This window comes from Curtobacterium sp. Csp2 (genome assembly GCF_013347165.1).
In genome coordinates, this window is record NZ_CP054593.1 from 3,837,769 (window position 1) to 3,851,694 (window position 13,926).

Below are 13,926 nucleotides of genomic sequence, written 5' to 3' on the forward strand. Positions count from 1 at the left end.
CCACCAGAATGGTGCGGTGCCCCGTCCTCCCGCGTCCGCCGAGCGCCCTGCTCGCTCCGAGCAGCGCGGGGTCGACCGGGACATCGTCCGGCTCGCGGTACCCGCCCTCGGCGCGCTCGTCGTCGAGCCGCTCTTCCTGCTGACGGACACCGCGCTCGTCGGGCACCTCGGGGCGACGTCCCTCGCGGCGGTCGGCCTGGCGGGCGCCGTACTGCAGACCGTGACGGGACTCCTCGTCTTCCTGGCGTACTCGACGACCCCGGCCGTCGCCCGGGCCCTCGGTGGTGGGGACCGTCGCGGCGCGGTGCACGCCGGTATCGACGGGATGTGGCTCGCGCTCGCGCTCGGCGTCGTGCTCGCGCTCGTCGGGTGGCCGCTGGCCGGGCCGCTCGTCGACCTGTTCGGCGCCTCGCCCGCGGTGTCGGCGGCGGCGACGGCGTACCTGACGGTGTCGCTGATCGGCCTGCCCGGGATCCTCGTCGTGACCGCCTCGACCGGACTGCTGCGCGGCCTGCAGGACACCAGGACCCCGCTCGTCGTCGCGACCGTCGGCTTCGTGGCGAACGGGCTGCTCAACGCCGTGCTCATCTACGGCGCGGGATGGGGCGTCGAGGGCTCGGCGGCCGGCACCGTCATCGTGCAGTGGGCCATGGCGGCGGTCTACGTCGGCATCGCGGTCCGCGCAGCCCGGGCGTCCGGTGCGCCGCTGCGGCCGGGAGCGTCCGGCGTCGCACGCGCGCTGCGGTCGGGGGCGTGGCTGTTCCTCCGCACCGCCTCGCTGCGCGTCGCGATGCTCGCGACCGTCGGGACCGCGGCAGCGCTCGGGACCACCGGGCTCGCGACGACGCAGGTCGGACTCACCGTCTTCTCGACCCTGGCGTTCGCGCTGGACGCCCTCGCCATCGCCGGGCAGGCCCTCGTCGGGCACGGCCTCGGCGCGCGCGATCCCGACCGGGTGCGGCTCGTCACCCGGCGGCTGGTGCTGCTCGGCATCGCCGGGGGCGTGCTCCTCGGGCTCGTGACCGTCGCGGTGAGCAGCCTGCTCGGACCGGTGTTCTCCGACTCCGCCGCGGTCCGGGACGCCCTGCCGCTCGTGCTCGTCCTCATCGCGGTCGGGATGCCCGTCGCGGGCTACGTCTTCGTGCTCGACGGCGTGCTCATCGGCGCGGGTGACGCCCGGTACCTGGCGATCGCCGGCGGGGTGAACCTGGTCGTGTACCTGCCGCTCCTCTGGTGGGCGGGCGGCACGCTCGCGGGACTCTGGGCGGCGTTCGCGCTCGAGTACATCGGGGTCCGGGCGGTGACGCTCGGGCTTCGGGCGCACCGACGAGGCTGGATCCAACAGGCGCTGGCCCGGTGACGCGCTCCGGGGAAGGGACCGCGGTCGCGTCCTCCGCGGTGCTCGCGACGGTCGGCATCGGGGTGCAGGGGGTCGCGAAGCTCCTGGTCACGGTCGTCGTCGGCCGGGTGTTCGGCACCGAGACGCTCGGGCACACCACGGCCCTGCTGTCCCTGTCGGTCTTCGCGGCGCTGCTCTGGCCGAACGCGGCGGGGAACACGGCGTCGCGGTACCTCGCGGTGGCGCTCCGGGCCGGCCGGTCGGACGCCGCGGTGAACCGACTGCTCGGGGCTGCGACGGCGGTGTCGAGCGTCCTGCTCGCCGCGTTGACCGTGCCGATCGCGATCGCGTGGGGCAACGGGCCGTGGACCGTCGTCGGCGGCGTCGCGGTGGTGGTGGCCTACGGCCTCTACTGCCACGCGCGGGGTGCGCAGCTCGGCTACGGTCGTGCGCCGCTGACCGCGCTGTGGGACACCGTCACGAGCGTGCTCGCGCTCGGGCTGCTCGTGGCCGTGTGCGTCGCCCGCCTCGAGCCCCTCGTGCTGCTCCCCCTGGCCGCCGGCTACACGGTGTTCGCGGTGGCGTGCTGGCCCCGGGGCAACCGTGCCGCCGGGCCGCCGGAGCCGACTACCGGGGTGCTCGGCTTCGCGCTGTGGAACGTCCTGGCCGTGACCACCGCGAACGGCCTGCTCCAGCTGACGATGATCGCGGCGCAGGTGAGCGTCTCCGCGCGCGAGGCCGGGGTCTACGCCGCCGCGTTCACGCTCGCGACGCCCGCCTCGATGCTCGGGCAGGCCCTGGGGCAGGTGCTCGTCCCGGCCTTCGCGCACCGGACGGACGGCGGGTCGCTGCGCTCCCGCGGCGCCGCCGTGCTCGTCGCGGGCTTCGCCGGCGGGACCGCGGTCGTGTTCGGACTCGTCGCGCTGCTCGCCGGGTGGTTCCTGCCCATCATCTACCCGGCCGAGGGGGCGGGAGCCGTGGCGGACCTGCGGTACCTGATGGTCGGCGTGTGGGTGTTCACGGTCGGGCTCGTGCCGGCGGCGCTCCTGCTCGCGGCCGGTCGGTCGCGGGCGGTGGCGCTGGCCTCGGTCGCGGGGTTCGTCGTGGGGGCGGTGCTGATGGCCGTGCTCGCGCCGGCCGCGGGGGTCGCGGGCGGGACGACCGGGTTCCTGGTCGGCAGCGCGGTGAACCTGGTCGCGGTGCTCGGACTCGGGTTGCGGCGGCGCTGAGCACGGCTGCCCCGTCAGGCGAACGTCGGCGTGGTCGCCGAGCACCGCACCGGCTCGCCCGGCGCACTCGAGGTGGCGGAGGCGATCTCGCGCCCGCCGTCGAGCAGGATGTGGCAGGTAGCGGTCGCCCCGGCGGCGGGCGTCGCCCGGACCGAGGCCCGGTCCTCCGCGAGCACGACGAGCTCGCGCGTCCAACGCGATCCGCCGTCCGACGCCTTCCGGGTCTTCCGGTCGCCGAGGTCGACCTCGCGAGGCGCGTCCCCGCGGCCGTCGGCGCCCTCGACGTGGACGTCCGCGAGCGTCGCGCCGACGGGCTGGTCGACCGTCACCTCGTACGTCACGGCCCACGCGTCGCCCAACTGCTGGTGGACGACGCTGCAGCCGGTCAGGAGCCCGATGGAGGCGGCTGCGGCGACGAGGGCGGCGGAACGACGGATGGTGGTGCGCGTACTGGTGCTCATGCTCCGAGCCTGTCCGGTCGGCGCCCGGGAATCGTCGGCCCGCGGTCTCGACGGGGTCGGCCGCCGGGTGGACCCTCGGTCATCCGGACGAGGGGGTCGACCACTGCCTGCAGCCGCCGGGGGACCTCGAGGGCATGGCGTCGGAGGTCACACCGGGGGAGGGAATTGCGCGGCAAATCCGCTCAACGCCATGGGGTCGGCGTCGATCTCCACCACTCGTCAGACCAGGCCTTCTTGGCCGGTCGCCCGGGACGGACGATCTCCGCTGCGGTCTACCCTCACCGGTCTCTCGGGTCTGATCGGGTGGTCACGCGTGCTCGGCACCTTCCAGCCAAGCAGAGATCTCCCTCGTCTGCTGTGCGGCACGGGTTGGGCCGCACAACGTCCCCAATGGACGGCGCAAGCGGACTGACCCCTCGTCATTCCTGATGCCGAAAGCCATCACCTTGAGGAATCGGCCACTTCCGTCGAGATTCCCGGCGTTCAAGAAGCCTTCGTAACTCACGGCCCGGCAGCTCGTTATCGCAGCACGATTCCATCGTGACGTACGGAACCAGCTCCGAACAACAAGGACCTGCCCGTTGATGTAGATACCCATGAACAGGCTCCTCACCAGGAAATACCCCATGGCGGACACCACAACACCGAGGATTATCCCGGCCGGAAGCGTGCGCGGCACCGCGGTGCCATTGAGGAGATTCAGAAGGATGACGGACAACGCAGCTGAGTAGATCGGCAACGCAATCCACCGAGCCGTGTTGCCTGAGTGAGCGACGCGTCGCACTACCTTCTCCATCCACGCCCCGGAAGCATCTTGCAGTCCCACACCGAAACGGACCCGCTTGATCTAGTTACCGAAATCCTCCTTCCCATGACCCCTGGTCAAAGTCGCGAACACTCACTCCGGCAACTCTTGTGCATGAGCAATCATCCACACGAACGGTAGTCAGTATCGAATCATGTCGTCTACCATATCTCCTGAATCCGTCGGAGCAACTCCGAGGGACACGCTTCAGCCAGGATCTGTTCGTCGATCACGTGGGTACGGCTTCTCGTTGCCTGAGACCTCAGGGCCAGTATGGCGGTCTCGCGCCAAGAGGATTCTTTTGCGTCTTCACTTCTGGAAGCAAATTCCACAACACCATCAGCCTCCGCAACTATGCTCACCTCCTCGAAATCAGAATCGAAGGCAATTTCCACCTCGAGCGCGAGCTCCCACTCGAAGGCACCCGTGGCGATGTCAGAAAACGCAACGCGGTAGGGGTGATAGTCCAGGTCAAACGCAATCAAGGGGTTTTGGATTATCAAAAGCGTCCCCCAAATTTTCCAGGCTTTTGCCACAGTCGATGCTGCCCAATGTTCCCACTTCCACGACGAGGATGATGGGGTAGATATCTCGGGATTCCACGATTGGAATTCACTGGAGATCCGTGAATGCAGTGCAGCCCGATCGATTTTTGCGGCAATGACCTGAAGATAGGTGCTGCGCAGCGCGAAGCTCGGCGTTCTACCGGAGCTCGCCGTCCGTCACATACACGGCTCCTCCTACCTGCGAGGACGGCTCCTACACTTCTCAAGTTCAACCAATGCTTCCATCGCGCCGCGTCGCGCCGACGCAGCAAGCGGACCCGGAGATACCCAAAAGGCAAAAAGCGGAGAGAAGCGTTTGCGGCCGTGTTGATTCCAGCCAATGAAGGGCAACGATACGACATCTTCAGATTGCGGCATGGCAAAAATTGTCGCATATGCAATTCGCCTATTCCGGATCAAGCCCCGTATGACAAGGTGGTCTCGTGCTACTTCCGCGCCGGTTCGTAGGGCGCGCCAAAACATGCAGCCTCCGACTGTCACGCTGATGGCGGAGAGAACTACCGTAACCCACTCGAGTCGAAGATGATCCCCAATCTGCCGCGCGAGCACGATACCGGCTAGTGCCGCCATTGCGTCACATGCTGCAAGTGAGTGGCGAGTGACAGCCGGGCCAAGAAGAACTATTGCGTCTTTTCTCATTTCCGTCAACGCTCTTTCTGGCATGTCGACTCTACCGATACTTGAGTCCGTCGCGCGCTTTGGCTCGGACCCAACTTGCGCTTTGATAGATACCGTAGCCGGTATCTGCATAATGATGAGGTCGAATCACGTAACGTTTGATCTTGTAAGCTCGCAGCCTCACGGCATGCCGCGCCACGCGATCAGCTGGTCGACCTCTCACGAATCGAGGAATTGGGGCGAGTGCTCGAGCGCGGTATATGCGATTCCCGACGGAGAGCGCCTTGCCAACCAGAAACGAAGCTGCTCCAGCGATATCCAGCCACCCTGAACGATCTCGGTGCGCGACCTTGTAGATACCGCGCCCAAGCGAGGAGCCTTGAGCGCCGCACATTTCACCCTCGGGGCCAGCTGCTCCCGGTCTCGGTCAGTCCGCCGTGCAGATCAGCTCGACTCCGGGAAGGCAGCGATTGCGCTAGCTCGTGACCGGCGTTCCTGTTCGACGCTGACAACCGCTGGCGCATTGATCAGATACTCATCCTGAAGCGCTCTTTCTGCGTGTTCGCGGTTGAAGTCGTCGGGATCGGCAGCAAGGAGTTGCAGAGCTTCACGAGGCCGGTCTACTCGGAAGATGACAGCCCACCGAACTGAGGAAGAGCGATCTGCCGCAAGTGTCATGAGCTGAGCCTCATCGGGGAAGCGCAAGCCGTTGCCGGCCACCGCAGTTCGAACCTCGGCCCTTCGGTCAGTTACGAGCCGCTGCATCTGCTCTCTATTGATCCGGGGATTGCTCGCGCAATAAGCCCGAACCTTCGTCGCAGCATCTTTAAGGAGGTTTTCAAAGATGTCGTTGTCATCGGTGGTTGCCGCTATCCGGCCACGCACTTCTGCCGACGCGTCCGTCGCTAATCGGTACTGAATGCGCGGTGGGAGGGAAAGCTCGAAGCGCTCGAGGAACATGCTCGCAAGAACTGTCCGAACATCTTCATCCAATGATTGGGCAACGACGCTGTAGAGGCGCGGCCTAAGCTCAAGATTTTCGGCCGCCGCCACCAGTCGCACAGTCGGGTCCTTATCCGAAAGCAAGACCTTCACTGCGGCATCGGACGCTGACCGATTGCTCGCCGCTGCGATACGCACGGTTCGCGAGTCATGACGTGACAGATCATCAACCACTTGTCGCTCCGAAGATCGTCGAGCAAGGTCAGCAGCTTCTGAAATCTTCATTGTGTCAGCACTCTTTCCGTCGGTCATCTGCAACTCATCCGCTGGCCAGGAGGGCAATGACCGTATCGCCGTTTGTAATTCTCGATTTAGGAGCTTCCGGTTTGGCGAGCTGAAACCCATCCTTGCGTCACCTTGACTCTCGCCCACGAGCACTGTTGGCCATTGGCCTGACATTTGCTCTTCTGCGCTCGCGGACGCCGCTCCCATGGACTTTGTCGCGTGATGCCATATTCCCGGACATCCTGGCCGCGGTACATAACATAGACAGAGTAAATATGATCCTTATACTTCTCCGCCGTCCGCGATTGCGTATTGACTCGAGGGATGCCGTGAGCGCCCGCTCCAGCAGCCGTACCCATGCCGAACGCTGCACCCGCTTTGCCGCGACCGCTTGGAATGCGGAGCCGTCCACCGCCATAGCTGTGCCCGCCATCAAGAGTCGACATACGCATCTGACCATCGACATCAGACTCATTGAGGGATCGTTGACGCACGTACCCCGCAGAGGTCGCGGGACGGCAGTGAGGAGACCGAGCAACACCACGGCGGCGGGCGCCCCGGACGCGATGGCGAGGGTGACCGCCGCATCGATCGGGTCCGTGGCGAGCTCGCTCGCTCCGCTGAGGGCGAGGACCGGGAAGCCGACGGCGGAGGCCACGATGCCCGCGCCGAACGGGGCGAACGCTCCTGGACGCTGCTCGTCGCCAGCAGTCACCCGCACTCCTCCCGTTGCATAGTGCCGAACTCATATGAGTTGGCAGAGTCCTCAGCGCTATCAACGCACATCTTGTGAAACGCGGTCCTCGCGGCGCGCAGAACCATTGTTCACGAACCTTCGCGAAGGCTCTCCTCCCTGCGCGTTGTAGCATTCCAAGCACGCTCTTGGTAGCACTGCGGATAGTGACCTGCCGACCGCATGATCACTGTATTCAGGGCATCCGCTTTGGGGGGCTGAAGTGCTTCCTGAGATACTTGAGAAATCGCCGCTCCTTGCGGGGAAGGCTAGCGCGTATCCGCTCGTCCATGTCGGCGAGCCACTTGTACGCCCGTTCTATGTCCTCCGCCTCTACCGACCAACGAAGAGGGAGGTCTCTCCGCATGATCTCAAGGACGTCTGCGCTCCCATCCGCCTGAGGAGAATGCTCAGCAGGGAGCAAGATCGGGGCCCCGTTGTCAAGCGATATAGGCAGATCTACCGCGATCACGCGATAGTGTTCCGGGTCCGCATCCCCATACATGGAATCGACGGCTTCAACGACCACCCAGTGGCCCCGAAAGGGGCCACTTTCGTACTGTGCGACAACAACGCCGTCAGGCCACTCACTCGGCATCGACGAACTCGCGAAGCTACTCAAAAAAATCTCCGAGTCCCGTGCATCACGTGCACGTTGCGCATCTGGGCACCCTGTCCATAACCATTCCTCCCTGACATGATGTTCGATTTCCACACACCGGCGTGCTTAACGGGCGCCCTGTATGCCAAGTCACCGGAGCGCGAAACCCGATACCACCCCCTTCCATTCTTCAGTGGCAATTTCGAAGTGCCTCGACCCAACGCTGCCCTCATGCCAATCCGCGTCCCCGATCGCCCGAGGAAGCCGCGCGCATAGAGCCCGAGCTGAGCCGTCCGTTCAGCAGCCTGCCCACCGGCTCGGATCACCTTCGCCGCCCGGTAGACAGCGAAAGCGGTTCGAGCCACTTTGTAACCGCTCGCAATGAGACCCAGGCCCGGAATCGGAATGAACATAGCCACGGTCGCTACTACATCAATTACCTGCCACCAGTTTACCTTTCGGTACCACGCCTTGTTTCCATCAAGGTCGGAGCCGTTGACCGGATCGTTGACATACGCGTAGTCGTTGTCGGTGCCGCCCTCGACGGGGTCGACCTGCAAGAACCGGCCGAGTGCTGCGACGTACTGGCGGGCGCCCATCTCGATGGTCGCGATCGAGCCGAGGTGTTCACTGAGTTTCTGGTGCTGCCCGAGCCACCCGTAGTCGGCGTAGCCCTGCTGCGTGTCCGGTCCCGCCTGATTGGCCGCCGTCGTGCCGAACAGGCCCGTTGTCTGGTCCATTACCTGCCCGAACGGGTCGTAGACCGGCAACGTCGTGCCAGCGAGCTGCCCGGCCGCGTCGGTCGTCGTGATGATGTCGCCGTGGATGTTCGGGTACGACCACACCGCGGTGCTGCCCCGGTACTCGACCGTGACGCCGCCGGCGAGCGGGAGGTCCCACTCGGTCAGCTTGCTGGCACCGTCGTAGACGAAGTCGGGGGTGTCGCCGTCGCCGGTGAACCCGTACCGGGTCACCGTCTTCGTCCCGTCTGGGATCTGTTCGGTGCGCTGCACGATCCGGTTCGACGCGTCACGCACGTAGACGACCTTCGACCCGTCGTCGAGGACGGTCTGCACGTGCCGGTCCTGCCCGTCGTACACGAGCGTCTCGTCGGCGAGCTTCGTGGTGTTCCCGTGCGCGTCGTACGCCAGCTGCGCGCCCGACAGGGACTGATTCACCGGCGTCGCACCCGCGACCGGGTTCGTCACCGTCGTGCCGATCAGGCGATCCGCGGCGTCGTAGCAAGACGCGACCTGCGTCGCCGCGCCCACCGGGTTCCCGGAAGCGTCGAGGAGCTGATCCGACGAAGACGTCCGGTTCCCGTTCTTCCCCGCCGCAGCGACCGCACCCGTCTGAGCGCACGCGGCCTGGCCGAACCCGTACGTCATCTGATGCCTGGGGATGGTCGCAGCCACGAGCCGTCCGGCCGTGTCGTACGAGTACGTCGACGTGTTGGACGTTGCGCCGAGCGTGGCGGTGTCCTTCAGGATGTCGCCGGACTGGGACCGGACGACCTGGTCGGTGAGCTGCGGCTGGTTGTTCGGGAACGACCACGCCAACCCGGTCAGCTGCCCAGCGCCGTCCTTGGACGCCGTCCCGGACGTGCCGTTGCCGGCGTTGCCGTCCCCGGACGGGTACGAAACCGACGTGACGTCACCCTGCTGGTAGGTGGGTACGGCGACGACCTTGCCGTCAGCGGTGAACTGCGTCACCTTCGAGTCGATGTCGTACGACTGCCCCGTCGAGTGCTGCACACCATCCGCCGTCACCGCCAGCGTCGAGGTGACGCGGCCCGCCTGGTCGTAGGACGTGGTCGTCGTCGTGCCCCACACGTCGACGTACTTCGTGACCTGGCCGAGCAGGTTCGACACGATGGTGATCTTGGATCCGTTCGGCGACCCGGCGACGGCGTCGTCGGTCACCACCGTGGTCAGACCATCCGCGGAGAACGACGTGATCGCGGTGGTTCCGGGCTGGCCATTGAATGCCGAGGTCGTGCTCTTCACCGCGCGGCCGCGGGCGTCGTAGACGGTGCAGGACCAGTCGTCGTCCCCGGACTGCTTGGTTCCTGCGGTACGACCCCAGATGTCGTAGAGGTACGAGGTCGTGACCGCGTTCCCGGTCGCCGGGGTGGCTCCGGTGGTGGTCTTCAGCTGTCCGTACTGCGGCGTCGACACGTCCACGCCGCAGATCTGCCCGTCCGTGGTGCCGTACGCGGCCTTGATCGTTTCCGTGTCACCGAAGTACGCGTTCGTCGAAGCTGCAGCTGCCTGGGCCGGAGCGTAAGGACAGTCGCGCTCAGCTGATCCATCGGTTCTGCCCCCCGTTCGGGTACGGTGGAACGACCGGGGTACGTCGCCGCTGGGCCGCGCCGTGCGGACAAACAACAGAGCCACGAGCACTACCGCCGCGGTACCGGTTTCGGGGTACGACCGCAGACTGAAGCTCCACTCAGACTGCGCTGCTCGTGCGCGCAGTCCCGGCGCCGGGGTCACGGACCGGGGGCCAGCCCGATCCGCGGCACGAGCCACGCCATCCCCGCCGCGATCGCCGCCCGCGCAGCGAGCCAGTTGTGCTTGACGCCCGGCACCACCCAGGTCGTGACGTGCATGCCCGCAGCTGCGGCGTGCGCGGCGACGACGGGCATCGCGGGCCCGTACCGCCCGTCGAGCTGCGCCGCGGTGAAGAACGCGGAGCTGTTGCGGTAGGGCCGGTGCGCCGCGAGCAGGGCCTCGGGCTGCGCGGCGCGGTACGCGGCGGCGTTGCCGGAGAAGCCGCGGGCGATCGACTCCCCGGGGCTGCCGAGCGTCGGGCCGAGCTCCCCGGACACGTCGATGATGTTGCCGAAGCGCCCGGGGTCACCGGCGCCGAGCTGGATCGCGCACGTGCCGCCCTGCGAGAACCCGCCGATCGTCCACGCGGACGCCCCCGTCTGGACGCGGAGGTGCGACGTGATCCACGCCGGGACGTCCTGCTCCAGGTACGTGCGGCTGTTGCCGAGCGGGCCGTCGATGCACATCGGGTTGCCGGAGTCGGGGCCGAGCTGGTCCGGGACGACGACGATCGGCGCGAGCCCGGCGTGCATCGCTGCGACCGCGTCCATCGTCTCGGTGAGGTGCCCGCCCGTCTCCAGGTCCTCGGGGCCGGAGCCGCGGGACTGACCGGGGAGCAGGACCACCACCGGGAGCGCCGGCGGGTCCGGCACCAGGGCGGCGGGCGGCAACCAGAGCAGCCCGGGCCGGGCGGTGAAGTGCGACCGCGTCGCCGGGATGGTCACGTGCAGGAGACGCCCGGCGGTCGGCAGGTCCGTCCGCGGGGCCCAGGTGTGCGCCAGGTCCAGGGTCGCCGGGCCCTGTGACGCCGACGGGTGCTCGGCGAGGGGGATGCCGTCGGACCCCGCCGGGTCGGGGAGGACGGTCGGTGTGGGCGTGACGGCCGGGGTGGGCGTGGCCGTCACCGTGACCGCGGCGGTGGGGTCGGCCGACGCCCGGCTCCACCAGGTCGCGCCGACCCCGACGTTCACGACGGTCAGGGCCAGGACCACGACGAGCACGGTCCAGACCGTCCTGCCGGGGCGTCGAGCGTGCTGCACGGCGCTGAGCGTACGGGCCGTCGCCTCGCGGCACGGCCGACATCGTGCCCGCGGTGCTGAGGGATTCCCCAGTCAGCTCCGAGCGGGGCCGGTCGTGTCGCCGATCCGCAGCTCGGACCGGAACGCCGCCGGGTGCGGCTCGCCGCCCTCGAGCATCGCGAGCGCCGCGCGGGCCGCGGCACGGCCCTTCTGCTCGAAGGGCTGCACGAGCGTGGTGAGCTGCCGGATCGGCGAGCGGTGGAGCAGGCTGTCGTCGACCGTGATGCCGTCGAAGCCGACGACGCTGACGTCCTCCGGCACTCGGAGTCCGGCGTCGAGTGCGGCCGAGATCACCCCGACGGCGAGCAGGTCGCTCTGCGCCACCACCGCGGTCGGGATCGCGGCCCCGGAGGCTGCGCCGGCGAACAGGGACTGCCCGGCGATGCGGCCCTCCTCGACCGAGCTGCCGGCGGCCTCCATCGCGGGGGCGTCCCCGTACACGCCGCGGACCCCGCGGAGCCGCTCGAGCGTGGTGTGGGCGACGCCCTCGGCCTCACGGTCGGCGTCGACGAGCCCGCGACGGCGGCTCCCGTCGAGGGGCAGCGTCACGATGGTCACGGCGGTGTGCCCGAGGTCGCGGAGGAACGCGGCGGCTCGGCGCGAGGCCTCGCGGTTGTCGAGGTGGATCGGGACCGCACCCTCGATCTCGTCCGCCTCGATCGCCACGACCGGGATCTGCCGGCGACGGAGCACGGCGACGGCGGGGTCGATCCGGACGTTGCAGCCGACCAGGACCACGGCGTCCATCGGCGCGTCGACGATCGGGCCGGTGCCGCGTTCGTCGTCGAGCGGGCTCCGGACGAGCAGCAGCGACGCCCCCGCCTCGCCGGCGACCTCGGCGATGCCGTCCAGGGTCAGGACGTTCACGGGATCGCGGAACGCGTCGCTCAGGCGCTCGTCCATCACGACGCCGATCACCCCGGACCGACCGCGGCGCAGCGAGCGCGCCCGCGGGTCCGGTCCGCCGTAGCCGAGCTCGGCGGCCGCGGCGAGCACGCGGGCCTTCGCGTCCTCGGAGACCGGTCCGGCACCGCTGAAGGCGAGCGACGCCGTGGACGGGGCGACCCCGGCCGCGCGGGCGACGGCGGCGAGGGTCGGGCGGGGTCCACGGCTCGCCCCACCGTCGGCGCCGGTCCGGGACGCTCCGGTCCCGGACGCGCCGGGTCCTGTTGCCGGTTCGTCCATCGCCCGTTAGCGTAGTCACCGAACGGGGTCGAATCGATTCGACACCACCGCGACACGCATCGCAGGACCCACGCAGCACCGGCACCAGCACCGATCAGCACCGACCCGGAAAGCCCGACATGACGACGACGTCCGCCCGCACCGCCCCGACCACCCGCGTCTGGATCGTCGCGGTCTTCGTGGCCTTCACGCTGTCGGGCCTGGCGATCGCGACCTGGCTCGGCCGCATCCCGAGCGTCCGCGACTCCCTCGGCGCGACGACCTTCGAGATGGGCCTGCTCGTCCTCGGCATGGCGGTGGGCTCGATCGGCGGCCTGACGTTCGCCGGGCACATCGTGTCGAAGCTCGGTGCGCGCCGCGGGGTCCAGGTGGCCTCGGTCTGCCTGGCCGTCGGGCTGACCTTCGCCGGCTTCGCGGTCACGTACGGGTGGGGCTTCGCCGCCATCTGGGTCGGTCTCATCGCGTTCGGCTTCGGCAACGGCCTGGTCGACGTGTCCATGAACGTGTCCGGTGCCGCCGCCGAGAAGGCCGGCGGGCGGACGATCATGCCGCTGTTCCACGCGGCGTTCAGCGTCGGCACGCTCGCCGGCGCCGGGCTCGGGGCGTTGACCGAGGCGCTCGAGGTGCCCGTCGTGCTGCACTTCACCGTCCTCGGCATCGTCACGTGCGTGGTCATGCTGGCGGCCGCGTCGCGCTTCGGCGACGAGCACCGGTTCGATGAGCACACCTCGACCGCGACCAGCCCGACCCCCGTGCAGCTCACCCGCTGGCAGGTCTGGGCACAGCCGTCGACCCTGCTGATCGGCGTGATCGTGCTCGGCATGGCGCTGGCCGAGGGGTCCGCGAACGACTGGCTGCCGCTCGCGATGATCGACGGTCACGGCCTCGACAACGCCGCGGGCTCGGCCGTGCTCACCGTGTTCCTGGCCGCGATGACCGCCGGGCGCATCGCCGGCAGCCCGCTCATCGACCGCTTCGGCCGCGTGCCGGTGCTCCGCGTGAGCGCCGCCGTCGCCGTCGTCGGCCTCGGGCTGCTCATCTTCGTCGACGTCATCCCGATCGCGATCGTCGGGGTCGTGCTCTGGGGCCTCGGCGCGAGCCTCGGGTTCCCGATGGGCATGTCCGCCGCGGCCGACGACCCACGCTCGGCCGCGCTCAAGGTCAGCGCCGTGGCGACGATCGGGTACGTGGCGTTCCTCGCCGGTCCGCCGCTCATCGGGTTCCTCGGCGAGCACATCGGCCTGCTCGGTGCGCTGCTCGTCGTCTTCGTGTTCATCATCGGCGCGGGCCTGGCGTCCGGGGCGGCGCGCGAGACGGGCACCGCGGCCGAGACGCTGCGCCGCCGACGTGCGCATTTGGCCGGGCGCGACCGGACGACGGGCCGCAGCGGGGACGACGGGGACGACCCGCGCCTCCAGGCCGGAACGCCCACCCCCGGAACGGAAGCCCGCACGCGCACCCCCGGGACGGAAGCCGCCGCACCGACCGCCGACCGGGCGGAGAGCGCGACGCGCGACCACCGTTAGGATCG

The 13,926-nt window shown here is 68.5% G+C and carries 9 protein-coding genes; 3 read left to right on the top strand and 6 right to left on the bottom strand.

Annotation, left to right across the window (positions count from 1 at the left end):
• Positions 1 to 16 precede the first annotated feature (16 nt).
• The gene (locus HUN59_RS18660) at positions 17 to 1,360 is read left to right on the top strand and encodes an MATE family efflux transporter (RefSeq protein ID WP_174779232.1); all 1,344 of its coding nucleotides are present in this window, start codon (positions 17 to 19) and stop codon (positions 1,358 to 1,360) included.
• Positions 1,357 to 2,568: a lipopolysaccharide biosynthesis protein gene (locus HUN59_RS18665; RefSeq protein ID WP_174779233.1), complete on the top strand. Its 1,212-nt coding sequence runs from the start codon at positions 1,357 to 1,359 to the stop codon at positions 2,566 to 2,568. The genes HUN59_RS18660 and HUN59_RS18665 overlap by 4 nt, the downstream gene beginning before the upstream one ends.
• A 14-nt stretch (positions 2,569 to 2,582) precedes the next feature.
• Here the strand turns inward: HUN59_RS18665 and HUN59_RS18670 are convergent, their stop codons facing one another.
• From HUN59_RS18670 to HUN59_RS18695, 6 genes are all read right to left on the bottom strand, one after another.
• The gene (locus HUN59_RS18670) at positions 2,583 to 3,029 is read right to left on the bottom strand and encodes a hypothetical protein (RefSeq protein WP_174779234.1); all 447 of its coding nucleotides are present in this window, start codon (positions 3,027 to 3,029) and stop codon (positions 2,583 to 2,585) included.
• 966 nt (positions 3,030 to 3,995) lie between these two features.
• Positions 3,996 to 4,370: a hypothetical protein gene (locus HUN59_RS18675; RefSeq protein ID WP_174779235.1), complete on the bottom strand. Its 375-nt coding sequence runs from the start codon at positions 4,368 to 4,370 to the stop codon at positions 3,996 to 3,998.
• 1,092 nt (positions 4,371 to 5,462) lie between these two features.
• On the bottom strand, positions 5,463 to 6,272 hold the full coding sequence (locus tag HUN59_RS18680; protein ID WP_174779236.1) for a hypothetical protein: 810 nt from the start codon (positions 6,270 to 6,272) through the stop codon (positions 5,463 to 5,465).
• Between the two features lie 1,324 nt (positions 6,273 to 7,596).
• Positions 7,597 to 9,762: an RHS repeat-associated core domain-containing protein gene (locus HUN59_RS18685; protein ID WP_217483589.1), complete on the bottom strand. Its 2,166-nt coding sequence runs from the start codon at positions 9,760 to 9,762 to the stop codon at positions 7,597 to 7,599.
• 308 nt (positions 9,763 to 10,070) lie between these two features.
• Positions 10,071 to 11,171, bottom strand: coding sequence for an alpha/beta hydrolase (locus HUN59_RS18690; RefSeq protein WP_174779238.1), 1,101 nt, complete (start codon positions 11,169 to 11,171; stop codon positions 10,071 to 10,073).
• Between the two features lie 72 nt (positions 11,172 to 11,243).
• The gene (locus HUN59_RS18695) at positions 11,244 to 12,395 is read right to left on the bottom strand and encodes a LacI family DNA-binding transcriptional regulator (protein ID WP_174779239.1); all 1,152 of its coding nucleotides are present in this window, start codon (positions 12,393 to 12,395) and stop codon (positions 11,244 to 11,246) included.
• A gap of 119 nt (positions 12,396 to 12,514) precedes the next feature.
• Here HUN59_RS18695 and HUN59_RS18700 point away from each other — a divergent pair, with 119 nt between their 5' ends.
• The gene (locus HUN59_RS18700; RefSeq protein WP_254629945.1) at positions 12,515 to 13,921 is read left to right on the top strand and encodes an MFS transporter; all 1,407 of its coding nucleotides are present in this window, start codon (positions 12,515 to 12,517) and stop codon (positions 13,919 to 13,921) included.
• Positions 13,922 to 13,926 lie beyond the last annotated feature (5 nt).